Source organism: Hydrogenophaga palleronii NBRC 102513, from assembly GCF_001571225.1.
Classification (GTDB): domain Bacteria; phylum Pseudomonadota; class Gammaproteobacteria; order Burkholderiales; family Burkholderiaceae_C; genus Hydrogenophaga; species Hydrogenophaga palleronii.
Genome location: NZ_BCTJ01000034.1, coordinates 1 through 23,897, shown reverse-complemented (window position 1 = coordinate 23,897; position 23,897 = coordinate 1). Strand labels below are relative to the sequence as shown.

Here is a 23,897-nt window from a genome sequence, read left to right as displayed (position 1 = left end):
CAGTCTATCGCTTCGCCTTCTCGGCGGTGAGCAGCATGGCTTTGGCAACACCTCGCAGGATGTGGACTTCTTCTTCACTCGGTGCAGCGCGGTTGAACATCTGGTTCAGCCGCGGCATGAGCTTCTTGGGCGCATCCGGGTCGAGGAAATCCACCGCCACCAAAGCCCGCTCCAGGTGCTCCAGCATGCCCGCCAGGGCCCTGGCGTCGGCCTGCGGCCGGGCTTCGGCGGCCGCGGCGGGCGCCGGCGTCGCCGCGGTGTCAAAGCCGCCCAGCGCCTGGCGCCAGTCGTAGGCGATCAGCTGCACCGCGGCGGCCAGGTTGAGGGAGCCGAAGTTCGCCGCCGTCGGAATGCTCAGCGCCACATGGCAACGGTAGACGTCTTCATTGCGCATGCCGAAGCGCTCGGAGCCGAACAGAAAGGCCACGCCCTGCGGCGGTTCTGCCTGGGCCAGCAGGCGGCTGAAATGCTCGCGCGGTGCGCGCGTGGGCGGCCCGAAGTCGCGTGGGGTCATGGCGGTGGCGCACAGGTGGCTCATGCCGTCGAGCGCTTCGTCCAGCGTCTCCACGATGCGGGCATTCGCCAGCACGTCGTTGGCGCCGCTGGCGCGCTGGATGGTTTCCTCGCGCCGCAGCACGTTGGCCCAGCGCGGCTGCACCAGCACCAGGTCGTCAAAGCCCATGACTTTCATGGCGCGGGCGACACCGCCCACGTTGCCAGCGTGGCTGGTCTGGATCAGGACAAATCGGGTGCGCATGGGTTCGTGGTCGGGGACGGTAAAATGCCCGCTATTGTCGCCGCCCGCATCGCCGGTCGGCCTCGCCCGCTCTTCCACTGTCGCGTGCTCCATCCCGGAGCCGCCGAGGTTCACAATTCATGTCGTCCACACTCCACCCCATGCTCAACGTGGCCATCAAGGCCGCTCGCACCGCTGGCACCCTCATCAACCGCGCCGCGCTGGACGTGGAGTCGGTCCGGGTCTCGGTCAAACAGACCAACGATTTCGTGACCGAGGTCGACCAGGCCGCTGAAGCGGCCATCATCGACACCCTGCTCACCGCCTACCCCGACCACGCCATCTGGGCCGAAGAGTCGGGCAAGCGCCCGGGCAAACACGGCGGCGCAGACCATGTCTGGATCATCGACCCGCTGGACGGCACCACCAACTTCATCCACGGCTTCCCGGTCTACTGCGTGAGCATCGCGCTCATGGTGGGCAACCGGATCGAACAGGCCGTCATCTACGACCCCTCACGCAACGACCTCTTCTGCGCCACGCGCGGTCGCGGCGCCTACCTGAACGACCGCCGCATCCGCGTCGCCAAACGCACCACGCTGCGCGATTGCCTGCTCTCCACCGGCTTCCCGTTCCGTCCGGGCGACTCCTTCCAGACCTACCTGCAGCTGTTCGGCGACGTGATGCCGCGCGTGGCCGGCTTGCGCCGTCCGGGCTCGGCCGCGCTCGACCTGGCCTACGTGGCCGCCGGCTTCACCGACGGCTTCTTCGAGACCGGCCTGGCGCCCTGGGACATTGCCGCGGGCGCGCTGCTGGTCACCGAAGCCGGTGGCCTGGTGGGCAACTTCACCGGCGAAGCGGACTTCCTGGAACAGAAGGAATGCCTGGCCGCCAACCCCAAGATCTACGGCCAGCTGGTTGGCCTGACCGGCAAGTACAGCAAGTTCGCCAGCGCGGGCGACAAGGCCGCGCTGCGCCAGGCCCGAGCCAACAACGGCGCGGCAGCCGCTGCAGCAGCCCCAGCCCAGCCGGACGGCGTGGACGCGCCTGCCGCGGCCGGCGACGACAACGCCCCCAGCGCGCCGTTCTGATCTGACGCCCCTGCCGGAGCCGCTCAGGCCAGCGGCAGCTTGAGCCAGAAGGTGGCGCCCTGGTCGGGCGCCGACTCCGCCCAGATACGCCCACCATGGCGTTCGACGATGCGCGAAACGATCGCCAGCCCCACGCCCGTGCCGGGCACCTGGCTGCCCGCGTGCAGGCGCTGGAACAGGCCGAACAGCTTGTCGGCATGCGCGAGGTCAAAACCCATGCCGTTGTCGCGCACGAAGTAGGCGCGCTGCTCGGCCGAATAACCCACCACCATCTCGGGCGATTCGAGGTGGCGCGAGTACTTGAGCGCGTTGTCGAGCAGGTTGGCGAAGACCTGTCGCAGCAGCGTGGCATCGCCCATCGCATTCGGCATGGTCTCGATCCGGAAAAGGGCCCGCCCCGCCTGCGGTGACAGCGCTTCCACCACCGAGTGCACCAGGGTGTACAGATCTACCGGCACAGGCTCCAGGTCCACACGCACCACGCGCAGCAGCTCCAGCATGTCGGTGAGCATCTGGCCCATGTTGCGCGAGGAGCGCGCGATGCGCTCGAACATCTCCAGCCCCGACGGGCTCAGGCGCTCCGCCTCCTCTTCCCGCACCACGGTGGCAAACCCGTTCACCGAACGCAACGGTGCGCGCAGATCGTGGGCGATGGAATACGAGATGGCCTCCATGTCGCGCAGCGAGCGCTCCAGCTCGGCGGTGCGCTCACCCACGCGCTGCTCCAGGCTGGCGTTGAGAGCCCTCACCTGCTCTTGCGCGGCAACGCGTTCCGTGATGTCCAGGTGCGTGCCCGACATGAACATCGCCCGGTCCTGGGCGTCGCGCCGGTGCACGCGGCCGCGTGTGTTGATCCAGATCCAATGCCCGGCCTTGTGTCGCATGCGGATGTCGCACTCGTAATAAGGCAGCCGGCCGCCGAGGTGCAGATCGCGGATCGCATCGGCGCGCTGCAGATCGTCCGGATGCACCAGGGCCTTCCAGGTCTCGAAGCGCATCGGCTGCAGCTCGGCCAGCGAATAACCCAGCATCTCGGCCCAGCGGTCGTTCACCGTGAGCGTGCCCTCGACCAAGTTGGTTTCCCAGATGCCCGGGCGTGTGGCCTCCAGCACCCAGGCCAGGCGCTGGCGCTCTCCGCGCAAGGCCTCCTCGGCCTCCATATAGCCGGTGACGTCGGTGTAGGTGCGCACCAGGCCACCGTCCGGCAGCGGGCGGCTGCGGATTTCCAGCGTCCGGCCGTCCGGTGTCTTGCGCCAGTACTTTTCAGGCAAGGGTGCCAACAGACCCTTGGTCAGATGGTCGTGCGCCGACGGGTCCACCCACGCCAGATCCGGGCCGAAATCGCCCCGCTCGGTCTGGAAACGCAGCACTTGGTTGATGGTGGGCTGCCCCTGCAACAGGGCCTCGGGCAGGTTCAGCATTTCGAGCAGGCGCTGGTTGTAGGCCGTGACGTGGCCTTGCGCATCGACACGGCTGAAGCCCTGCGCGATGCTGTCCAGCGTGGCCTGCAGGTCCGCGCTCTTCTCCGTCAGCAAGGCCCCCGTGACCTCCAGCTGCTGCCGCGTGCGTCGGCGCTCCACATGGCCGCGCCACGCAATCACCAGCTGGCGCACCGCGCCCAGCAGGGGCTGCAAAAAATCCACATCGCTCTGGCTGTAGCCGCCGGGCTGGTTGGCCAGCCCCACCATCGCAACCAGGCGGCCACCCACCTCCAGCGGCAAGCCCAGGAACGAGTCCATGCCGGGGTGGCCGTGGGGCGGCCCGCCGGCCCGCGGATCGTTCACCGGGTCGTTGGCGATCACCACCTCTCCGGTGGTCAAGGCATGGCCGAACAAGGTGTTGGGGTTGCGGAAGGTCATGCCGACGCCGACCTGGTTCTGGTACATCAGCCGCGACGCCTCGTCCCAGGCGATGTTGCTGATGGAGTTGGTGCGCAGGTAAGGCGACCCGGCTTCATCAAACAGCACCTCGCCGATCAGGCCGTAGGTGCTGCCCGTGACGTCCAGGAAGGCCTGCAGCAGTTCGTCAAAGGCCTGGAGTTTTTCTTCGGCCTCGATGAACACCGTTTGTGCCAGCCGCACCGCTTCGAGCATGCGGTGCTGGCGCTCGAGCTGCTGCGCGGCCAGGCGGGCCTCGGTCACGTCGGTGGAGAAACCGTGCCACACGACCGAACCGTCCGGCTCGCGCTGCGGCAGCGCTTCCACCTGGTACCAGCGACGGCGGCCCGAAGGCAGGCACACCCGGTAGCTCATGCGCCAGGCGGTGAGCTGCTGCGCAGAGCGCGCGAGCGAGGCGATCACCTCGGGCCGGTCTTCGGGGTGCACCCGGTCAAACAGGATCCGTGCGTCTTTTTGCAGGTCGGCGGGCTCCAGTTCGAGCATGGTGCGCGCGACGTCGTTGACGTAGGCGATGACGCTCGTGCCGTCAGGGCGCAGCCGCGCCTGGTACATCATGCCGGGCACCCGGGCGGCGATGTTCTGCAGCAGCGCGAGCTGTTCGGCCAGGCGCTCCTTGGCCTCGCGCTCTGCAGTGATGTCCTGCACCACGCCGATGCCGGTCTGCGGGTTGCCCGCCACCGTGGTGCGCGACATGCGCATGCGCAGCCAGCGCATCTGTCCGTCTGGCCGGAACCAGCGGAATTCCTGCTCGCGCCCGTCCAGGGCCTTGCGCGCCTCTTGCCAGACCAGCCAGTCATCCGGATGGATATGGTCGCGGATGACCGCCAGCGTCTGCCGGGCGTCGCCCAGCGCCACGATGTCGCTCAGGCCTTGCGAGCCAACCACGTGCCGGTCTTGCGCGGCCTGCGTCCAGTGGCCCACGCGCGCCAGCTTTTCGATCAGCGTATGCAGCTCGACCTGCTGCTGCAGACCCAGGTTGGCCTCGCCCAGCGCCTGCGCGGATTGTTCGCGTTCCCGTTCGGCCTCGTGTTCGCGCTGGGCTTCCGTGAAGTACACCAGCAACAATGGCTCCGGCTCGGCATCGAGCAGGCTGATGTGCAGGCGCACCCGGTGTGTCACGCCGTCGCGCAGGCACATGCGCAGCACCACACTGGTATCGCCTCCCGTCGTACGGGGCATGAGGAGGTTGCGCTCTTCGTCGCTCGACCAGTGACCCAGCTCCACCGTGGTGCGGCCGATCGCCGCCTCACGGCTCAGGCCGGTGATGGCCAGCCAGGCGTTGTTGACAGCCAACAGGCGGCCATCGCTGCTCCGCGATATCGAAGCGGCGATCGGCGACGCCATGAAAAACGCCTCGAAAGGCAGGCCAGCGGCACCCCAGTCCGGCAGCGGTGTGCCATGTGCAAGGCCCTCTCGGATGGACTGGGCTGCGGGAAAAGCGTCGGCCATAAGGCGCTTGGATGTTGTAGGTATGACAAATTGTGCCGGAGCTGGCGCACCCAGGGTGAAAAATACCGGTGTACGGTACCGTACAGCGGACCTGGTGGCCCACCGGACCGGAAGCGGCCTACAATCGGCCACATGGCTTTCCTGCTCTCCATCTCCGAGTTCACGCTCGCGTCCCTGCCCTCGCTGGCCGGCGCAGCCGTGGCCGCTCGCAAGCAGATGGGCTCTGCGGGATTGCGCCAGCCGGCCGCAGATTCCTAAGCCCGGCGATACCCCTACCCCCTATTTGCGCAATTCATCATCGCCGGGCCCCAGCCCAGCGCGATCGCGGCCGCTTGCCCAGCACCGACACGGCCGTCACCGATGGAATGCATATGCAACAGATCCCCACGGCCGAGCGCCTGCTCACCGAACTTGACTTCACCCGCCTGAACAAGCTGCGCGGCGGGGCATTGCCACCCGCCCTGGAAGCCACGCTGGAGTCGATCGACCTCGTGCCCTCACGCGAGGTGCCGTCCGACGTCGTCACCATGTACTCGCAGCTCCTGCTGGAAGACCTGACATCGGGCCAGCGGCAAAAGCTCACCCTGTGCTACCCCGCCGATGCGGAGCCGCACCTGGGCTTCATCTCGGTGCTCTCGCCGGTGGGCACGGCCCTGCTCGGCCAGCGCGCCGGCGCCATCGCGAGCTGGCAGACGCCGAACGGTGACGCCTGCAAAGCCGAAATCGTCGAGCTGCTGTTCCAGCCCGAAGCCAGCGGCGACTACACGACGTAGCCACGGCCGGCCGTAGCCACGGCCACCCGTCCTCCCTTGTTTCCGCCACGACCCGTGCGCCATGCGCCGCGGGCCGGGCGCCTGCACGTTCTGGAGAAACCATGCACTTCGATTCCATTCTGGCCCTCACCGACTTTTCGGCTCCCTCCGAACAAGCGCTGGACCGGGCTGCGCTGCTCGCGGCGCAGCACCAGGCGCCACTGCGCCTGCTGCATTTTTCGACGGAGGCCCGGCCCTTTTTTGGCGACCCGCTGGCGCGCCTGGCGCAGCGCGCGCGCCAGATGACCCGGCGCCATGGCGTGCGCGCGCATGCGGTGCAGCGGCAATTGCTCACGGCCGACGAAGTGGTGCAGGAAAGCCGCAGCGCCGGGCTGCTGGTCTGCGGCCCGCTCTGGCAACGCCAATGGAAGACCTTTTACCGCGGCACCCTGCTGGACCAGTTCGTGCATCACAGCCACTGCCCGGTGCTGGTGGTGAAGAAGGCCGCCACGCAGCGCTACGGGCAAGTGCTGGTGGCGGTGGATCTGTCGCCGCGCTCGCGCGGCCTGATCGACTTCGCGCAACGCGTGGCCCAGCCGGAGGCGCTGCAGCTGTTCCACACCATCGACACGCTGGAGACCTCCCGGCTGCGTTCGGCCGACGTGTCCCTGGAAGCCACGCAGGCCCACCGCGTGGATTCGCACCAGCGGGCGCGAACCCGCCTGGTGGACCTCACGCACGCATTGGGCGCGAAACAGGCCAGCGCCTGCGTTGACGTCGGCAATGGCGACCCGGCCTACCAGACCGCGGTGCAACAACTCGCCACCCGGGCGGAACTGGTGGTGGTGGGCCAGCGGCGCCGCTCGGCCCTGGCGCAGTTCTTCACCGGCAGCGTGGCCCAGCGTCTGGCCAAGTGGGCCGACGGCGATGTGCTGGTGGTGCCGTTCGACGGCCTGGCCGAACCGGCCGGTGAACTCGTAAGGCAAACATGACGCCATCCATGGATCTGAACAAGAACTTCATCAAGACCAAACAACCCTGCGCCGACGGCTTCCGCTGGTTCCTGCGCCACCACCAGGAGGGCAGCAACTACCAGGACCTGCTGGACGCGCTGGTCGCGGCGGGCCGGGTGAGCGACGCCTGCTGGCTGCTCTCGCAGTTCGGCCCGACCAACGCCGTGCTGTCGGTGGACGAGATTTCGGCCGACGCCCTGGTGTTCGCCGGCTCGCTGGAGGTGCGCGGCAACATCGAGGTGGACACCGTAGTCCGCACCGGCGGCAACATCCAGGCCGGCGGCAGCATCGTGGTAGGGCAGTCGCTCGTTTCGGGCGGCGACATCAAGGCCGGCGGCAGCGTGCGCAGCGACGGCTCGCTGGAAGCCACCGGCCACATCCGGGCGGGCTGGGGCATCGAAGCGCGCGAGCAGCTGCGCTGCGGCGGCGACATTCGCGCCGCCTGGGAGCTGTGGTGCGGCGGGCCACTGCACGTGGAAGGCAACGCCAGCGTGGGCCAGGACCTGATCACCCAGGGCCCGATCCAGTGCAACAAAAGCCTGCAGGTGGGTGGCCGGCTGGCGGCGCACGACAGCATCCGCGCCAAAGACGGCATCCAGGCCGGCGGCAGCGTCGAATGCGGCATGCACCTCGAAGCGGGCTGGGGCATCCGGGCCGGCCTGTCGATCCTGGCCGACGGCGCGATCCGCGCCGGCGAGAGCCTCAGCGCCCAGGAGGCCATCAGCGCCGGCCCGGGTTACGGCATCTACGCCGGCCTGAACGTGCAGATGGAGTCGTGGGAATGCAGCGCGCGGGTGCACGCCTGCACCAAGCCGGCGGGGCTCATGAGCGGCTGGTGGGCGGGGGTCCGCGAGGTCTGACATCGGGGGCGACAGCGCGCGCGGGAACTGTCTGAAATAATCCCGCCATGCCTGAAGCCCCCACCTCCGACGGACGCCCGGACGATCCGGCGCTCACCAGCAGTGGCGGCGCGCCGCATGCGCTGCAGTACCCCTGTGGCGAACCACCGGCCCCCGGCGAGGTGCGCGAGGTCGCGCCCGGTGTGCTGTGGCTGCGCATGCCGCTGCCGTTTGCGCTCAACCACATCAACCTCTGGGCGGTGGCAGACGAAGACGAACACGGCACCGGCTGGGCCGTGATCGACACCGGCACCAAGACCCCCGAGGCCATGGCCGCCTGGCGCCAGCTGATCTCGCCCGACGGCCCGCTCGCGGCCACACCACAAGGCGCGCGCATCACCCGCGTGTTCTGCACCCACATGCACCCCGACCACGTCGGCATGGCGGGCTGGCTCACGCGCAAGTTCCAGTGCCGCTTGTGGATGACGCGGCTGGAATACCTCACCTGCCGCACTCTGGTGGCCGACACCGGCCGCGAGGCACCCGACGACGCGATCGACTTCTACCGCCGCATGGGCTGGAGCGAAGAGGCGCTGGACATCTACCGCAGCCGCTTCGGCGGCTACAGCAAGTACATGCACACGCTGCCCGACAGCTTCCGACGCCTGAGCGACGGCGACACGCTGCGCATCGGCGCGCACGAATGGCGCGTCGTCATTGGCCGCGGCCACTCGCCCGAACACGCCTGCCTGCTCAGCGATTCGCTCGGCGTGCTGGTCTCGGGCGACCAGGTGCTGCCGCGCATCAGCTCGAACGTGAGCGTGTTCCCCACCGAACCCGACGCCGACCCGCTGGGCGACTGGATCCACAGCATCGAGCGTCTGCGCAGCACGCTCAGCGACGACCTGCTCGTGCTGCCGGCACACGGCGAACCCTTCCGGGGCCTGCACGCCCGCCTGGACCGCCTAGCGCAAGGCCACGAACGCGGCCTGCAACGCCTGCGGCGCAGCCTCGCCGAATCGCCCAAGCGCACAGTGGACGTGTTCGGCGCCCTGTTCGCCCGCGCCATCGACAGCAACGGCGAACTGCTGGGCATGGCCACCGGCGAAGGTGTGGCCCACCTCAACCACCTGCTGGTGCGCGGCGAAGCCGTGCGCGAGACGGGTGAAGACGGCGTGTACCGCTACCGGCTGAAGTGACAACCCCGCCGCGGCTGCTCAGGATGAACCTCTCTTCTTGCCCACCGTTTTTGCGATGAACGCTGTTCTCAGCCCTGCGGCCACCGCCGATGCGTTGCCCTACCCCGACCTGGCCGACGAGATCGAGGCCCTGCTGAGTGACCCCTCGGTGGTGGTGCCCGCGCGCATCGTGCAGGCCCTGCCCGGTGGCGGCAGCCTGTTTGTGATGCCCGCGGCCGATGCGCGCGTGGCCATCACCAAGCTCATTACCTTCGTGCCGGACAACGGCACACGCGGCCTGCCCAGCATCCAGGGCGACATCGTGGTGTTCGATGTCGCCACGGGCCAGCGTACCGCGTTGCTCGACGGCCCGACCGTGACCGCGCGCCGCACCGCCGCCGTGTCGCTGCTGGGCGCGCGCCTGCTCGCGCCCCGGCGTGACGGCCCACTGCTCATCGTTGGCGCCGGTGTGCAGGGCCGCGCACATCTGGAAGCCTTTGCCAGCGGCCTGGGCGTGCGCGAGGTGCGCGTGGCATCCCGCAGCGCCGCCAGTGCCGATGCGCTGGTGGCCCACGCACGCACGCTGGGCCTGCAGGCGCAACGGGTGGACGACGCCGACGCCGCACTGGCCGACTGTCCGCTGGTGGTCAGCTGCACCCCCGCGCAGCAGGTCGTGCTGCGCGGCCGGCCACGCGACGACGCTTTCATCGCCGCCGTCGGCGCCTTCACGCCGCGCATGGTGGAGTGGGCACCCGAGGTCTGCCGCGATCTCGCCGCACGCGGCATGCTGTCGGTGGACACGCGCGACGCCGACCACGAAGCGGGTGATTTGCTGCAGGCCGGCATCGATGTCGGTGCGCTGCCCACCCTGGCCGACTGCATCGCATCGCCCCGGCCGGTTCGCGGCCCGGTGTTCTTCAAGAACTGTGGCTGGGGGGGCTGGGATCTGGCTGCGGCGCGTCTGGTGATGGCACGCCGCTGAGTGGGCCGGCAGGCGGCGGTGCCGCAGGTGGGGCCGGCGCGTCAACCGCCGCGCCCGGGTCTTCTTCGCCGGCCACCGAATACAGCAGGTCGTCGTCCGCCACCGGCCCGCCCGGCTTCGGCGGCGCAGGTGTTCGGGGCAGGCGGATGGTGCGGCTCATGGTGCGGGGTGGCAAGGGAACAGGCACAGGATAGCGGCCCCGGTCCCACGCCGCACCCACCCCATTCAGGGGAGGGACTTGTCCCGCCTTTGTGTGCACAAGCCTGTGGATAAGGACGGAGCAAGGGTGCGACACCCTGCAACGGCGGGGCCTGGGAACGATTTGCCTGCCAAAACGGCACCGACCGTTGCCGGCCGGGTTGTCGTGCCATGGAACTGTCATGCAGGCACTTTAGGATGAAGGCCTTCACGTCCGCCGGTCCCGACGGGCGCAAAAATATCGGGACACCAAACACCCCCAGGCAAAGGCCCGCTCGCTGCGGGCCTTTCTGTTTGTGTTGGCTCCTTCGACGACAGCATCGGCCACTGAACCGCTACGATGCCTCGCGCGGCACATGCCGCTGCAAGTTGCCAAGGGAGCTTTGAAATGCACGCTGACGCCTCGCAGGCCCAGGCCTGGGCGGAATGGGTCGGGCTCCACATGGGGCCGGTGTTCCTGGTGTTGTGGGCCGCGCTGCTGCTGCTCGCCAGCGCCGCCTTCGTCGGGCTGAAACACGGCGGCAGCGTCGCCGCGCGCAGCCCATGGCCACGCCCCCTGTGGCTGAGCCTGTTCCTGGCCATCGGGGCCTGCGCGCTGCTGGCGGCGGCCGGGGTGTTCGCCGGCATGGCCGAAGCCATGGAGAGCGGCAAGGCCATCGGCCTGTTCGACGTGCGGCTGAGTGAAACCCTGGCGCGTGAACTGTCCCCGGCCACGCTGCGCAGCGTGGCGCTGGCCACCCACCTGGGCGACCCCATCACCCTGACGCTGCTGGTGGTGGCCGTGTCCGTGCTGTTGCTCGTGCGCCGGCACACCCGACTGGCGTTCGGCTGGGCCCTGGCCTGCACCGGCGGGGCCGTGTTCCACCGCACACTGAAACAGATCTTCGCGCGTGTGCGGCCGGTGCACGAACACGGTTTCGCCGTGGCCGATGGCTACAGTTTTCCCAGCGGGCACACCACCGGATCGGTGGTGGTGTACGGCATGCTGGCCTACCTGTACGTACGCCAGCTGCCGCCGCGCTGGCACCTGCCTGCGGTGCTGGCGGCGGCCTCGCTGGCCTTCGGCATGGGGTTCAGCCGCGTGATGCTGCAAGTGCACTGGGCCAGCGACGTGATCGCAGGCTTCGCCTCCGGCCTGGCGTGGTTGACCGTCTGCATCGCCGCGATGGAGTACCCGCGCTGGCGCGCTCGCGCCTGATACCCCCGCACGGCGAGTGGCCGGGAACGGCCCGATGGCCATCCCATAAGATAGGCGGGATGAAAACGTCCGGGTGAGCGCCTGCCGAGTGCGTGGGCGGGACGAGAGGCAGAAAGGCCGCCATCCATCCGTCCGCGCGACCGAACCCCTTGCCACCGCTCTCCCACCACGCTGCCCCAGGCCAGACGACGGCAAGCCGCGCCCAGACCGCCATCACACATCACCGAGCCATTGATGAAAAAGGATTTACCCGACAGCCCGTCCGCCCCGGTCGACCTGTCGCAGCACACGCCCATGATGCAGCAATACCTCGGCCTCAAAGCCGGGTATCCGGACACGCTGCTGTTCTACCGCATGGGCGATTTCTACGAGATGTTTTTCGGCGATGCCGAAAAGGTCGCGCGCCTGCTCGACATCACGCTCACCCAGCGCGGCCAGTCGGCCGGGCAACCGGTGGTGATGGCGGGTGTGCCCTTCCATTCGGTGGACACCTACCTGGCGCGCCTGATCAAGCTGGGCGAATCGGTCGCCATCTGCGAGCAGGTGGGCGACGTGGCCACCTCCAAGGGGCCGGTCGAACGCAAGGTGGTGCGGGTGGTCACGCCCGGCACGCTGACCGACAGCGAACTGCTGTCCGACAAGACCGAAGCCCTGCTGATGGCGGTGCACCCCGGTGCGCGCAGTGGCTGCGGCCTGGCCTGGATGTCGGTCACGCAGGGCATCGTGTTCCTGGCGCAGTGCGCCAGCGACGAGCTGGCCGACTGGGTGGCGCGCGTCTCGCCCGGCGAGCTGCTCTACAGCGCCGAGACCACGCCCGCCTTTGAAAAATCGGTGCAGGCCCTGGCCAGCCAGAACGCCGGCAACGGTGGCCGGCTGGTGGCGGTGCTGCGCCCGGCCTGGGCGTTCGATGCCGCGCTGGGCCAGCGCAAGCTGCTGGAACAGCTGCAAGCCGCGAGCCTGGCGGCCTGGGACGCGCAGGACATGCCCGACGCGCACGCCGCCGCCGCCGCGCTGCTCAACTACGCCGAACACACGCAGGGCCGTGCTCTCAGCCACGTGGCCAGCCTGCAGGTGGCGCGCAGCGACGAACGCATCAACCTGCCGCTGACGACGCGGCGCAACCTCGAACTCACGCAGACGCTGCGCGGCGAAACCAGCCCAACGCTGTTCTCGCTGCTCGACGTGTGCTGCACCGGCATGGGCAGCCGCGCGCTGCGCAGCTGGCTGCTGGAGCCGCGCCGCGAGCGCAGCGAGGCGCGCGCGCGCCTGGCCGCCATCCACACGCTGCGTGGAGGCACAACGTCGGGTCTGTGGCAAACGCTGCGCCAGTCGCTCAAGGGCGCCAGCGATGTCGAGCGCATCACCGCGCGCACCGCGCTGCGCCAGGTCAAACCGCGTGAGCTGGTCGGCCTGGGCCAGACGCTGGAGCGTGCTCGCCAGCTGGCGATGGAACTCGGGCCGCAGGAGGCCGGTGGCCTGCTGCACGGCATCGCCGCCCAGCTCACACCCCCCGCCGGCTGCGCCGAACTGTTGCGCGCCGCGCTGTTGCCCGAGCCGGCGGCGCTGGTGCGCGACGGTGGTGTGATCAACGACGGCTTCGACGCCGACCTCGACGAACTGCGCGGCATCCAGAACCACAGCGACGCCTTCCTGATCGAGCTGGAACAGCGCGAGCGCGCGCGCACCGGCATCACCAACCTGCGCGTGCAGTTCAACAAGGTGCACGGCTTCTACATCGAGGTCACACAGGGCCAGGCGGCCAAGGTGCCGGACGACTACCGCCGCCGCCAGACGCTGAAGAATGCCGAGCGTTTCATCACGCCCGAACTCAAGACCTTTGAAGACAAGGCGCTGTCGGCACAAGACCGCGCACTGGCGCGCGAGAAGTGGCTCTACGAACACCTGCTCGACGAGCTGCAGGCCTACATCCCGCCGCTGACGCAACTGGCGCGCGCCATGGCCGCGCTGGACGCGTTGTGCGCATTGACCGAACGCGCGCTCACGCTCAACTGGAACGCGCCGCAGTTCGTGCCCGAGCCCTGCATCGACATCCGCGGCGGGCGCCACCCGGTGGTGGAGGCGCGCCTGAACGAAACCAGCGGCGGCAGCTTCATCGCCAACGACACGGTGCTCGGCCCCAAGCAGCGCATGCAGGTCATCACCGGCCCCAACATGGGCGGCAAGAGCACCTACATGCGCCAGGTGGCGGTGATCGTGCTGCTCGCCAGCATGGGCAGCCACGTGCCCGCCGACAGCTGCCGCCTCGGACCGATCGACGCCATCCACACCCGCATCGGCGCCGCCGACGACCTGGCCAACGCGCAGTCGACCTTCATGGTCGAGATGACCGAGGCGGCGCAGATCCTCAACGCCGCCACGCCCGAAAGCCTGGTGCTGATGGACGAGATCGGCCGCGGTACCTCCACCTTCGACGGCCTGGCGCTGGCCGGCGGCATCGCCACCCACCTGCACGACAAGTCGCGCGCCTTCACGCTGTTTGCCACCCACTACTTCGAACTCACCGAGTTCCCGGCCGGCCACCATGCGGCGCTCAATGTGCACGTGAGCGCAGTGGAATCCGGCGGCAAGGGCGGTGGCGGTATCGTGTTCCTGCACCAGATCGAGCCCGGGCCGGCCAGCCGCAGCTACGGCATCCAGGTGGCGCGCCTGGCCGGTGTGCCGGCTGGCGTGGTGCAGCATGCGCGCCACGCTCTGGCCGCGCTGGAGGCCCAACGCGAAGAAAGCCGCGATCAGGTCGACCTGTTTGCGCCGCCACCTGCCACACTGGAGCCCGAAGCGCATCCGCTGCAGGCCGCCATGGCCGGGATCGACCCCGACACCCTGAGCCCACGCGAAGCGCTGGAACAGCTCTACTCCCTCAAGAAACTCGCCGCCTCATCATGACTTATTGCGTCGCCGTCAAACTCAACGCCGGCATGGTCTTCCTCTCCGACTCGCGCACCAACGCGGGCCTGGACCAGATCAGCACCTTTCGCAAGATGATCGTCTACGAGAAACCGGGCGACCGCTTCATGTGCCTGCTCTCGGCCGGCAACCTGAGCATCTCGCAGTCGGTGCGCGAGATCCTGCAGATCGAACAGCTGGCCGACCCGGACGGCGGCGAACCCATCACCATCTGGAACGCCAAGAGCATGTTCGATGCCGCGCGCGTGCTCGGTGCGGCCGTGCGCCACGTGTACGAGCGCGACGGCGAGGCGCTGCAGCGCACCGGCGTCGACTTCAACGCCTCCATGATCTTCGGTGGCCAGATCCAGGGCGAAGGCATGCGCCTGTTCCAGGTGTATTCGGCCGGCAATTTCATCGAGGCCACGGCAGAGACGGCGTTCTTCCAGATCGGTGAATCCAAGTACGGCAAGCCGGTGCTGGACCGCGTGATCGCGCCCGACACCCCGCTGGACGAAGCCGCCAAATGCGTGCTGGTGTCGATGGACTCCACGCTCAAGTCCAACCTGTCGGTGGGCCTGCCGCTGGACCTGGCGGTGTACGAGGCCAACATGCTGCGCTCGGACAAGATCACCTGCATCGACCAGGACAACCTCTACCTGCGCATGCTGCGCGAATCCTGGGGCCAGAAGCTGCGCCAGGTGTTCGACAGCATCGAAGACCCGACCTGGAACGACGCCCACACCGACGTGCCGCTGATCAGCGCCCAGCCGCGCCATGCACCGCTGAAGAAGATCAGCAACCCCGAAGAAAAGCTGATCTGAAGCGACGATCCACACCCTCCACATGTCCCTGATCGTCTTTTCCCACGCCAACAGTTTCCCGGCCAGCACCTACGGTGTGCTCTTCAAGTCCTTGCGCGCGCGCGGCCACGCGGTGTGCGCGCTTGACCGCTTCGGCCACGACCCGGCCTACCCGGTCACCAGCAACTGGCCGCGCCTGGTGCAGCAACTGGCCGACTTTGCCGCGCCCGAAATCGAGAGCCAGGGCCGCGGCGCCTGGCTGGTGGGGCACTCCTTCGGCGGTTTCGTCAGCCTGATGTGCGCCGCACGCCACCCGCAACTGGGCGGCCATGCGGTGCGCGGTGTGTTGCTGATCGACTCGCCGCTGCTCGGCGGCTGGCGCGCGCGCACGCTCGAGCTCGTCAAACGCGCGCATCTGGTGGGCTCGGTGTCGCCCGGCAAGATCAGCCAGCGCCGGCGCCGCGCCTGGCCCGATACCACCACCGCCCATGCCTACTTCACCAGCAAGAAGGCGTTTGCCGGCTGGGATCCGCAGGTGCTGCAGGACTACATCACACACGGCACGGTGGACGAGACGGACGCCAAGGGCCAGCCGCAGCGCGTGCTGGCGTTCGACCGCGACGTTGAAACCGCCATCTACAACACCCTGCCGCACAACCTGGACCGTCTGCTGCGCCGCCACCCGCTGCAGTGCCCGGTGGCGTTTCTGGGCGGCACGCACTCGCAGGAAATGAAGCAGGTCGGCATGGCGATGACGCAGCGGGTGGTGGGCAAGGCGCACCCCGAACGCCTCAAGCTGCTGGAAGGCAGCCACCTGTTTCCGATGGAGCAGCCCCTGCAGACGGCCGCCGCCATCGACGAGCTGCTGGCGGCGATGGCCCCCTCCCAACGTTCACCCGGGCATACACGGGTGTAAGCTGCGCCGAACATGAGCGCCACACCTGCTCCCGGAACCCGGCCACGTCCGCGCTGGCAGCAGCGTGTGATGACTTGGCAACCCGAGGAGCACAGCGCCGCGCTGCGTTATCTGGTGGCCATCGTGCTCACCGTGCTGGCGGTCTGGCTGCGGGTGCAGATCGCCCCGGCCGAAGCAGGCGGCCGCTTCATCACGCTCACCCTGGTGACCGCGCTGTCGGCGCTGTACGGCGGCTTCTTCGCCGGCCTGTTGAGCACCGCACTGGGCATGCTGCTGATCAACTGGTTTTTGATCAAGCCCTATGGCAGCCTGCACATCGAGCTCACGTTCGAGGGCCTTTGGCTCAACGGCCTGCACCTGCTCACGCAGTGCCTGGTGGTGAGCGCCATCGCCCTGATGCAGCGGCAGAACCGCCAGCTGCGCGCGGCCACGGTGCAAATACAGCAGAGCCAGCGGCAGCTGGAGGACACCTTCGAGCAGGGCGCCACCGGCATGGCGCACAACGAACTCGACGGTCGCTGGATCCGCGTCAACCAGACCTACTGCGACATGGTGGGCTACACGCGCGAGCAAATGCTGTCCATGCACTTCCGCGACTTCACCCACCCCGATGACCTCGCGCTCGACATGCAGGAGTTGAAGCGCACCATCGACGGCGAGATCCAACACTACAGCTTCGACAAACGCTACATCCATCGGCTCGGCCATGTAGTGTGGGTGCACGTCACGATCTCGCTGGTGCGCAAGCCCACGGGCGAACCCGACTACCTGATCGCGGTGGTGCAGGACACCAACGCCAGCAAGCACACCGAAGCGGCCTTGCAGGCCAGCGGCCACCTGCTGCGCCAGGCCCATGCCGTGGCCGGCCTGGTGAGCTGGCGCATGGATCTGGTCACCGCCCAGTTCGCTACGCTGGCCGGCTCGTACCAGATCCTGGGGCTGCCTTCTGCCGACTTCACGGTCGAAGACATCATTGCGCTCGTGCACCCCGAGGACTATGCCAAAGGCCGGCAGTTGTGGATCCAGGCGTTGAAGGGCGAGGCGAAATTCCACCTGGAATTCCGCATCCTCTTCGGTGGTGAGGTGCACTGGGCGCTGGTGCAGGCCGAGTTCGAGCGCAACGCGCAGAACCGCGCGGTGAGCGCGATCGGCGTGACCCGCGACGTGACCGAACGCAAACGCGCCGAGTTGCAGGTTCAGCAGCTCAACGCGTCGCTGGAGCAGCGCATCCACCGCCGCACCGAAGCGCTGAAAGCGGCCTACGACGAACTGGAGAGTTATTCGTATGCGGTGGCACACGACCTGCGCTCGCCGCTGCGCATCATCAACGGCTTTGCGCAGGCGCTGCAGGAAGACCACCCCGACGTGAACGGCGAAAGCCTGTCGCACCTGCAGCGCATCACCGCCGCCAGCAAGAAGATGGGCGAGTTGATCGACGGCCTGCTCACGCTCTCGCAGTTCGCGCGCGGTGAACTGCAGCGCAAGCCGGTCAACCTCAGCGCCGTGGCCACGCGGTTGCTGGAAGAATTCGCCGGCGCCGAGCCGCACCGCCAGGTGTGCTGGACCGTGCAGCCGGCCCTGCATGTGATGGCCGACCCGGCCCTGATCGAGGCGCTGATGCAGAACCTGTTGCACAACGCCTGGAAGTACAGCGCCAAGACACCCGACGCGGTGATCCGCGTCTGCGAGCAGGAGGTGCAGGGCCAGCCGCGCTTCTGCGTGATCGACAACGGCGCCGGCTTCGACATGGCGCGCGCCGCCAAACTGTTCCAGCCATTCCAGCGCCTGCACATGCCGAACGAGTTCAGCGGCCTGGGCATCGGCCTGGCGACGTCGATGCGCATCGTGCAGCGCCACGGCGGCGAACTCACGGCCGTCGCCGCCCCCGGCAAAGGCGCCACCTTCAGCTTCACCCTCAACGCGCGGCCCTGGGAATAGGCTGGCGCGGCGGCTGCCGTTCGCACGCGGCTGGCGGCGTTTCGCGCCACATTGCCGCGCTTTGGTCGCAGCACCCTGGCAGGCGGCCCATGCCGCCGGCACAGTGCGCTCCTACGCCACCACGGGAGCCCACCATGACACTCACCCCGCTCATTGCCGTGCACATCACCGCGGCCACCGCCGCCGTCGTGCTGGGCCCGATGGTGCTCTGGACGCGCCGCGGCCACAGCGCTCACCCGGCACCGCCCCCGCGCACGCGCCTGCACCGCGCCCTGGGTTACGCCTGGGTCACGCTGATGCTGATGACGGCGGTCTCGGCCATCTTCATCCGCGACTTCGGCCTGCCCAACATCGCCGGCTACACCCCCGTGCACCTGCTGATTCCGCTGGTGTTCGGCATCCTCTTCCTGGCCTTCCGCGCGCTGCTGCGTGGCCGGGTACGGACGCACCGTCGCATGATGCTCGGCCTGTACATCAGCGCCTGCCTGGTGGCCGGCGCCTTCACCCTGCTGCCCGACCGTTACCTGGGCAACCTGCTCTGGCATCACTGGCTGGGGCTGGTCTGAAGCCGCCCGCTGGCCCTACTCCCGCCTGTTTTTCCCATCCTCTGGAGAACACCATGGACACCACCACGCCCGCCACGAAAGACCTGGACCGCCTCGCCCGCCGCCGCGCTGGTGCGCGCCTGGGCTGGTACATCCACGCCCTGGTCTACCTGGCCGTCAACACCGGCCTGGCCGCCCTCGCCATCTCGCAAGGCCGCCACTGGGCCATCTACCCGGCCCTGGGCTGGGGCCTGGGCCTGATGCTGCACGGCCTGGGCGTGTGGATCGGCCTGGGTGGTGGCGGGCTGCAGGACCGCCTGGTTGACCAGGAGCGCGAGCGCCTGCGCCAGCGGCATGGACGCTGACACCCCGGGCCGCGACGCCCGCACCATGGCGGATACTGCGGCCATGTCGCCGTTCAACCCCCGCCGCGCCGCGCAACGCGCCCTCGTGACCATGGGGGTCAACACCGTCATCGCGTTCGCCATCAGCGCCGTCAACAGCGACCCGCTGTGGATCTCGCTGCTCTACGCGCAGTGCATCGGCCTGCTGATCTGGGCCATGATCGACGGTGGGCGCCATCTGCTGAGCCCGAATGGATGGCCGGGCGTGCCCCGCATGGCGGTGCTGGTGGTGGTGTCGGTGCTGCTGGCCTACTTTTTCGGCAGCGTGATCGTCAACCTGCTGCTCGGCCGCGACGCCTTCCTGAGCATGAGCGAACACCCCCGAACCACGCTCGGCTTCGTGCTGATGTCGCTGCTGATGGGTGGCGTCGGCGCTTACCACTTCACCGCACGCGCCATGTTGTCGCAAGCCCGCCTGGCGCAGGAGGAAGCGCAACGCCAGGCCAGCGAAGCGCGGCTGAAGCTGCTGGAGTCGCAGCTGGAGCCGCACATGCTGTTCAACACCCTGGCCAACCTGCGCGCCCTCATCGGCACCGACCCGGCGCGCGCCACCGCCATGCTGGACCGGCTCAACGACTTCCTGCGCGCCACCCTCGCCGCCTCGCGCAGCGCCACCGGCCAGCACACGCTGGCGGCCGAGTTCCAGCGCCTGCGCGACTACCTGGAGCTGATGGCCGTGCGCATGGGGCCACGCTTGCGCTACACGCTGGACCTGCCCGAGGCCCTGGCCACCCAGACCCTGCCGCCACTGCTGCTGCAACCGCTGGTGGAAAACTGCATCCGCCACGGCCTGGAGCTCAGCCTGCAGGGTGGCGAGATCCACGTCAGCGCGCGGCGCAACGGCGCCACGCTGGAACTGGAAGTGAGCGACACCGGCGTCGGCTGCGACTCCGAGCCCCAGGCCGGTTTTGGCTTGGCCCAGGTGCGCGAGCGCCTGGCCACCGCCTACCCCGAGCGCTCCAGCCTGCACTGGCAGGCCCGGCCCGGTGCCGGCACCCGCGCCCTGCTGACCCTGCCGCTGCAAACCACCGGGCCCACACCATGAACGCCACCGCCCTGATCGCCGAAGACGAACCCTTGCTGGCACAAGCCCTGCAGGCCGAGCTGCAACGCGCCTGGCCCGGCTTGCGGGTGCTGGCCACCGTGGGCGACGGCCAGGCGGCGGTGGCGCAAGCGCTGGCGCTGCAGCCCGACGTGTTGTGGCTGGACATCCGAATGCCCGGCCAGAGCGGCCTGCAGGCCGCGGCCGAACTGGCCGAGGAATGGCCCGACGGTGTGCCCTTTCCGGCACTGGTGTTCGTGACCGCCTTCGACGCCTACGCGGTGCAGGCCTTTGAACAGCAGGCCGTGGACTACGTGCTCAAGCCGGTGCAGCCCGAGCGACTGGCGCGCACGGTGCAGCGCGTGCAACAGGTGCTGGCGCAGCGCAGCGCGCCGGTGGCCGGCGCCTTCGACGAAGCCACGCTGGCCCGCCTGCGCGCCCTGCTCGGCTCCGATGGCGGCGGCAACGCAGCGGCCTCAGCCCCAGCGCGCCTGCAGGTGATTCCGGCCGGGGTCGGCCAGGGCATCCGCATGGTGCCGGTGGCCGAGGTGCTGGTGTTTGAAGCGGCCGACAAGTACGTGCGCGTACTGACCGCAGACAGCGAGGTGTTGATCCGCACCCCGCTCAAGGAACTGCTGCCACAGCTGGACCCGGCCGTGTTCTGGCAGGTGCACCGTGGCAGTGTGGTGCGGGCCGACGCCATTCACAGCGTCACGCGCTCCGAGGCCGGGCGCCTCAGCCTGCGCGTGCGCGGCAGGTCGGAGGCCTGGGCCGTGAGCCGGCTTTACGCCGACCGTTTTCGCGCCATGTGATCAAGCCGGCGCCGTGCGTGCTCAGCGGTAGCCGCGGTGGTCGTGCCGGTGGCCATGGCGACGGCCTTCCCAGCGCGGAGCCGGTCCCCAGCCCGAGCGGTACACCGGGCGCGGCGCGTAGTACACCGGCGGCGGGCCGTAATACACCGGGGCTGGCGCGTAGTAGATGGGACGGGGTGCGTAGTACACGGGTGGCGGGCCGTAGTACACCGGCGGCGCGTTCGACGCACCCACCACCACGCCGGGGCTGTTGATGCCGATGGACCAGTGCACGTCGCTGCGTGCATGGGCCTGCGAGCCCAACGCCGACAAGGCCCAGGCCGCGCCAGCCAGCGTAACCAGGCTCAGGCCGCGTACCAGCACCGAGGTGCGGCTCCAGGGGGTTTTCAAGGTCTGCGTGTTCATGTGGGGCTCCTGATGCAGGGCCATCAGGAGCCCTGTGAAGGTATTGGAGAAGATTCCGCGTTACCCTGTTCCACACGCCGCGTCAAAGTCGTAGCCAGACGTAACGCCCCCTCTTTCTTTCTCTCTCTTTACCTGGAATCCCTCATGGAAAACCCGATCTCTCACACCGACTCCGCACAGGACGTTCTGCATTTCTGGCTCGGTGATGGCCTGGAGCGCGGCTGGAGCTCGGACGCGCGCGACAAGCTCTGGTTCGGCGGCGGTGCCGAGATCGATGCACAAATCAAAGAGCGCTTCGGCGCCCTGGTGGAACGCGCCGTCGACGGCGGCCTGGTGGAATGGGAAGACCACATCCACACCCGCCTCGCGCTGGTGCTGCTGCTCGACCAGTTCACCCGCAACGTGTACCGCGGCCAGGCGCGCGCCTTCGCTGGCGATGCGCGGGCGCAGCAGCTCTCGCTGCAAGCACACAGCAGCGGCATGGACGCCGGACTGACCACCGTGGGCGCGCTGTTCCTCACCATGCCGCTGATGCACGCGGAAGACCTGGCACTGCAGGTCGAGTGCGTGCGGCGCATCCAGCGCCTGCACGACACCTGCCTGCCCGAACTGCAGCCCCGGCTGGCCAACAACCTGGCGTTTGCCCGGGAGCACCACGACATCGTGGCGCGCTTCGGCCGCTTCCCGTACCGCAACGCCACACTGGGCCGTGTCAGCACCGCGGCCGAAGAAGAGTTCCTGAAAGACGGGCCGCGCTACGGGCAGTGAGGCCTGGGCGGCCGCGTCACACAACGGACACGGAAAAGTCACACTGACGTCACCGCCGGTTTTTACAAACGTGGCTTTCATCCACCACGTAAAGACCGCCCGATGCACGCCCTGCTGCCCCGCACCCCACACACCCGCTTGCTCACCGTCTCGCTGCTCATGAGCGCCGTGCTCGCCGCCTGCGGTGGCGGCAGCGACACGCCCGCCCCGGCGCCCGCACCCGCCCCGGTGGTGGAAGCCACGCCGGCCAGCCTGACGCTGGAAAAGATCGGCGGCTACAGCACCGGGCAGTACAAGGTCAGCGCGGCCGAAATCCCCGCCTTTGACGCCGCCAGCAAACGCCTGTTTGTGGTCAACGCACTGCTCGGCGCCGTCGACGTGCTCGACCTGAGCAACCCCGCCGCCCCGGTGAAGATCAACGTGCTCGACGCCACCACCGTGCTGGCGGGCGCTTCGATCAACAGCGTGGCGGTGCACAACGGCATCGTGGCCGTGGCCATCCAGGCCGCGGTGAAAACCGACAACGGCCGCATGGCGCTGTACCGCGCGAGCGACCTCACCCTGCTCGGCTCGGTGGCCGTGGGCGCGCTGCCCGACATGCTCACCTTCACGCCCGACGGCAACACCGTGCTGGTGGCCAACGAAGGCGAGCCCAGCGACGACTACCAGATCGACCCCGAAGGCAGCGTCAGCATCATCGACGTGCGCAACCCGGCCGCGCCGGTCGAACGCAAGGCCACCTTCACCGCCTTCAACGGCCAGGAAGCCGCACTGCGCGCCAAGGGCGTGCGCATCTACGGCCCGAACCCCACCGCCGCGAAAGACCTGGAACCCGAGTACATCGCCGTGTCTGCAGACGGCACCACCGCCTGGGTGACGCTGCAGGAGAACAACGCGCTCGCCAAGGTGAACATCGCCACGGCCACCGTCACCGACATCCTGCCGCTGGGCTACAAGGACCACGGCGCAACCGGCAACGAAATCGACGTCTCCGACACCGAAAACGGCGCCATCAACATCCGCACCTGGCCCGGCGTGTACGGCATGTACCAGCCCGACGCCATGGCCTCGTACAGCGTCGACGGCAAGACCTACCTGGTGACGGCCAACGAAGGCGACGCACGCGCCTGGGGCGAAAGCGACCCGCTGTACTGGGGCAACAAGACCACCTCCACGCCGGGCGACGCCTCCAAGGGCTTCGTCGAAGAGTTCCGCGTGAAGCACCTGATCAACCGCAACGGCTGGTCCGGCCGCGAATACGACGACCTGCCGCCGCAGCTCAAGGCACTCGGCGCCGGTGGCCTGCTCGATCCCGTCACCTTCGGCTACTGCGGCGCCGTGGCCGGCAACCCGAACGGCTGCCGAGCCGACAACCAGCTCGGCCGCCTGAACATCACCTGGACCATGGGCTACCGCACCAACCCCGACGGTTCACCCATGATGTTCACCCCTGCCGGTGTTCAGAGCCCGACCGGCGACCGCCTCATGTACGACAAGCTCTACAGCTATGGCGCGCGCTCGTTCAGCATCTGGGACGCCAACGGCGGCCTGGTGTGGGACTCGGGCGCAGAGATCGAGAAGTTCCTCGCCAGCCCCGAATGCATGCTGGGCAGCACGCGCAACATTCCTTGCGCCACCTGGTTCAACTCCGGCCACGACAAGGGCGGCAACCTGGACGGCCGCAGCAGCGCCAAGGGCCCCGAGCCCGAAGGCGTGGCCCTGGGCAAGATCGGCAACAAGACCTTCGCCTTCATCGGCCTGGAGCGCATGGGTGGCGTGCTGGTGTACGACATCACCACCCCGACCGCACCGAAGCGCGTGGACTACCTGAACACCCGCAACGAATGGGCGACGCAACCCGACGCCACGAACCTCGCCACCGTCGGCGACCTCGGTCCTGAAGGTCTGGTGTTCATCTCCGCTGCCAACTCGCCCAATGGCAAGCCACTGCTGGTGGTGGGCAACGAGGTGAGTGGCAGCACGTCGGTGTTGCAGTTGAACTTGAAATACTGAGGACACCCCCCTG

General features: G+C 68.5%; 21 protein-coding genes. 18 read left to right on the top strand and 3 right to left on the bottom strand.

Annotated features, from left to right (window positions below; translation table 11 throughout):
• Positions 1 to 4: 4 nt before the first annotated feature.
• The gene (locus HPA01S_RS18395; RefSeq protein ID WP_066272236.1) at positions 5 to 757 is read right to left on the bottom strand and encodes an RNA methyltransferase; all 753 of its coding nucleotides are present in this window, start codon (positions 755 to 757) and stop codon (positions 5 to 7) included.
• 119 nt (positions 758 to 876) lie between these two features.
• On the opposite strand from HPA01S_RS18395, the gene HPA01S_RS18390 reads away from it, so the two are divergent.
• Complete coding sequence (locus tag HPA01S_RS18390; RefSeq protein ID WP_066272235.1) at positions 877 to 1,827, top strand: inositol monophosphatase family protein; 951 nt, start codon at positions 877 to 879, stop codon at positions 1,825 to 1,827.
• A 23-nt stretch (positions 1,828 to 1,850) separates the two neighbouring features.
• Here HPA01S_RS18390 and HPA01S_RS18385 read toward each other — a convergent pair whose 3' ends face one another.
• On the bottom strand, positions 1,851 to 5,174 hold the full coding sequence (locus tag HPA01S_RS18385) for a PAS domain-containing protein (RefSeq protein WP_066272234.1): 3,324 nt from the start codon (positions 5,172 to 5,174) through the stop codon (positions 1,851 to 1,853).
• 132 nt (positions 5,175 to 5,306) lie between these two features.
• Between HPA01S_RS18385 and HPA01S_RS23735 the strand changes: the two genes are divergently transcribed.
• The 15 genes from HPA01S_RS23735 to HPA01S_RS18315 all read left to right on the top strand — a co-directional run bounded on the left by HPA01S_RS23735 (position 5,307) and on the right by HPA01S_RS18315 (position 20,698).
• Positions 5,307 to 5,432: a hypothetical protein gene (locus HPA01S_RS23735; RefSeq protein WP_281193151.1), complete on the top strand. Its 126-nt coding sequence runs from the start codon at positions 5,307 to 5,309 to the stop codon at positions 5,430 to 5,432.
• Positions 5,433 to 5,545: 113 nt separating this feature from the next.
• Entirely contained in the window at positions 5,546 to 5,947 is a 402-nt protein-coding gene (locus tag HPA01S_RS18380; protein ID WP_245638700.1) for a GreA/GreB family elongation factor, read from the top strand.
• A gap of 101 nt (positions 5,948 to 6,048) precedes the next feature.
• Positions 6,049 to 6,918: a universal stress protein gene (locus HPA01S_RS18375; RefSeq protein ID WP_066272232.1), complete on the top strand. Its 870-nt coding sequence runs from the start codon at positions 6,049 to 6,051 to the stop codon at positions 6,916 to 6,918.
• Positions 6,919 to 6,926: 8 nt separating this feature from the next.
• Positions 6,927 to 7,799, top strand: coding sequence for a hypothetical protein (locus tag HPA01S_RS18370; protein WP_066272231.1), 873 nt, complete (start codon positions 6,927 to 6,929; stop codon positions 7,797 to 7,799).
• 47 nt (positions 7,800 to 7,846) lie between these two features.
• Complete coding sequence (locus tag HPA01S_RS18365; protein ID WP_066272230.1) at positions 7,847 to 8,977, top strand: MBL fold metallo-hydrolase; 1,131 nt, start codon at positions 7,847 to 7,849, stop codon at positions 8,975 to 8,977.
• Between the two features lie 55 nt (positions 8,978 to 9,032).
• Positions 9,033 to 9,938, top strand: coding sequence for a delta(1)-pyrroline-2-carboxylate reductase family protein (locus HPA01S_RS18360; protein WP_066272229.1), 906 nt, complete (start codon positions 9,033 to 9,035; stop codon positions 9,936 to 9,938).
• A 586-nt stretch (positions 9,939 to 10,524) separates the two neighbouring features.
• Positions 10,525 to 11,334, top strand: a complete 810-nt coding sequence (locus tag HPA01S_RS18355; protein WP_066272228.1) for a phosphatase PAP2 family protein — start codon at positions 10,525 to 10,527, stop codon at positions 11,332 to 11,334.
• Between the two features lie 234 nt (positions 11,335 to 11,568).
• A complete protein-coding gene (gene mutS, locus HPA01S_RS18350; RefSeq protein ID WP_066272227.1) occupies positions 11,569 to 14,238 on the top strand; it encodes a DNA mismatch repair protein MutS in 2,670 nt (889 codons plus the stop codon).
• The gene (locus HPA01S_RS18345; protein ID WP_066272226.1) at positions 14,235 to 15,062 is read left to right on the top strand and encodes a proteasome-type protease; all 828 of its coding nucleotides are present in this window, start codon (positions 14,235 to 14,237) and stop codon (positions 15,060 to 15,062) included. The genes mutS and HPA01S_RS18345 overlap by 4 nt, the downstream gene beginning before the upstream one ends.
• Positions 15,063 to 15,084: 22 nt before the next feature.
• Positions 15,085 to 15,957 carry an alpha/beta fold hydrolase gene (locus HPA01S_RS18340; RefSeq protein WP_066272225.1) on the top strand — a complete coding sequence of 291 codons (873 nt, stop codon included), beginning with the start codon at positions 15,085 to 15,087 and terminating at the stop codon, positions 15,955 to 15,957.
• Between the two features lie 69 nt (positions 15,958 to 16,026).
• Complete coding sequence (locus HPA01S_RS18335) at positions 16,027 to 17,895, top strand: PAS domain S-box protein (protein WP_066272224.1); 1,869 nt, start codon at positions 16,027 to 16,029, stop codon at positions 17,893 to 17,895.
• A 134-nt stretch (positions 17,896 to 18,029) separates the two neighbouring features.
• Entirely contained in the window at positions 18,030 to 18,461 is a 432-nt protein-coding gene (locus tag HPA01S_RS18330) for a DUF2306 domain-containing protein (RefSeq protein ID WP_066272223.1), read from the top strand.
• Positions 18,462 to 18,514: 53 nt separating this feature from the next.
• Positions 18,515 to 18,805, top strand: coding sequence for a 2TM domain-containing protein (locus tag HPA01S_RS18325; RefSeq protein ID WP_066272222.1), 291 nt, complete (start codon positions 18,515 to 18,517; stop codon positions 18,803 to 18,805).
• The gene (locus tag HPA01S_RS18320; RefSeq protein ID WP_066272221.1) at positions 18,795 to 19,889 is read left to right on the top strand and encodes a sensor histidine kinase; all 1,095 of its coding nucleotides are present in this window, start codon (positions 18,795 to 18,797) and stop codon (positions 19,887 to 19,889) included. Before HPA01S_RS18325 ends, HPA01S_RS18320 begins: the two co-directional genes overlap by 11 nt.
• Positions 19,886 to 20,698: a LytR/AlgR family response regulator transcription factor gene (locus tag HPA01S_RS18315; RefSeq protein ID WP_066272220.1), complete on the top strand. Its 813-nt coding sequence runs from the start codon at positions 19,886 to 19,888 to the stop codon at positions 20,696 to 20,698. The genes HPA01S_RS18320 and HPA01S_RS18315 overlap by 4 nt, the downstream gene beginning before the upstream one ends.
• 21 nt (positions 20,699 to 20,719) lie before the next feature.
• Here HPA01S_RS18315 and HPA01S_RS18310 read toward each other — a convergent pair whose 3' ends face one another.
• Positions 20,720 to 21,103, bottom strand: coding sequence for a hypothetical protein (locus tag HPA01S_RS18310; RefSeq protein ID WP_066272219.1), 384 nt, complete (start codon positions 21,101 to 21,103; stop codon positions 20,720 to 20,722).
• A gap of 144 nt (positions 21,104 to 21,247) precedes the next feature.
• Here HPA01S_RS18310 and HPA01S_RS18305 point away from each other — a divergent pair, with 144 nt between their 5' ends.
• Together HPA01S_RS18305 and HPA01S_RS18300 are read left to right on the top strand one after the other, a co-directional pair.
• Positions 21,248 to 21,871: a DUF924 family protein gene (locus HPA01S_RS18305; protein WP_066272218.1), complete on the top strand. Its 624-nt coding sequence runs from the start codon at positions 21,248 to 21,250 to the stop codon at positions 21,869 to 21,871.
• Positions 21,872 to 21,973: 102 nt separating this feature from the next.
• A complete protein-coding gene (locus HPA01S_RS18300) occupies positions 21,974 to 23,884 on the top strand; it encodes a choice-of-anchor I family protein (RefSeq protein WP_066272217.1) in 1,911 nt (636 codons plus the stop codon).
• Positions 23,885 to 23,897 lie beyond the last annotated feature (13 nt).